Raw genomic sequence first — 938 nt, forward strand, 5'->3', positions numbered from 1 at the left:
CCTCCACACCGCCCTCCCGCCACAGCCGATGCCACTGATACGCCGACTTCCGGCTCACCCTCAGGTGGCTGGCGACCTCAAGCGGCTTGATCCTCGGGCCTTTACCCTTGATCTTGGACACGCGAGACACTGGATCCTGAGGATCTGAGAACGGACATCTCGTGGTCATGAAGAACTACCCGCCCGAGTTCAAGGCGGACGCGGTCGCGCTGTATCAGTCGCGGCCCGGCGCGACGATCTGGCAGATCGCGGCCGATCTGGGGGTCAATCCCGAGACCCTGCGCAACTGGGTCGGAGCGGCTGGCGCGAGCCGGCCGCGGGGGCGCCGGGCAGAGGCGCCCGCGGAACCCGTGACGCCTTTGGAGACAGAGAACGCCGCTCTGCGCAAGAAGATCCGCGAGCTCGAGGAGGAACGCGAGATCCTGCGGAAAGCGGCGAAGTATTTCGCCGGTGAGACGCGCTGGTGAACCGCTTCCAGTTCGTCGCCGACCACCAGCGCCGCCACGGCGTGAAGCGGCTCTGCACCATTCTCGGCATCGCCCGATCCAGCTTCTACTAGGCCCCGGACTCCTATGTCTGGCCCACGGTGCAAGGTAGGGGCTACGGCCGCTACTGATTCCGGCGGCGTGCGGCGGGGTCGCGTTCGGCGACGTGTCGGGCGACCGCGTCGACGCCGGGGCGGGCGTAGCGCTCCAGTGAGCGGACGGAGGCGTGGCGGGAGCGGGCCAGCAGCATCGGGGTGGACGTGCCGTCCTCGGAGTCGTGGGTGAGGGCGCTGTGGCGGAGCCGGTGGAGTGTCCAGCCGTCCAGGTCTTCGATGTCGTCGGGTGAGGCGAGGGGGTTGGCCAGCAGCATCGGGGTGGACGTGCCGTCCTCGGAGTCGTGGGTGAGGGCGCTGTGGCGGAGCCGGTGGAGTGTCCAGCCGTCCAGGTCTTCGA

At 68.7% G+C, this 938-nt stretch carries 3 pseudogenes; 1 reads left to right on the plus strand and 2 read right to left on the minus strand.

Annotated elements, in window-relative coordinates:
* Window positions 1–94, minus strand: a pseudogene (locus tag ACZ50K_RS37955) (helix-turn-helix domain-containing protein); the annotation flags it as partial.
* Between the two features lie 67 nt (window positions 95–161).
* Here ACZ50K_RS37955 and ACZ50K_RS37960 point away from each other — a divergent pair.
* A pseudogene (locus ACZ50K_RS37960) lies at window positions 162–556 on the plus strand (transposase); the annotation flags it as partial.
* A gap of 53 nt (window positions 557–609) precedes the next feature.
* On the opposite strand, the pseudogene ACZ50K_RS37965 reads toward ACZ50K_RS37960, so the two are convergent.
* Window positions 610–938, minus strand: a pseudogene (locus ACZ50K_RS37965) (hypothetical protein); the annotation flags it as partial.

It is taken from the genome of Streptomyces sp. NPDC033845 (genome assembly GCF_055576225.1).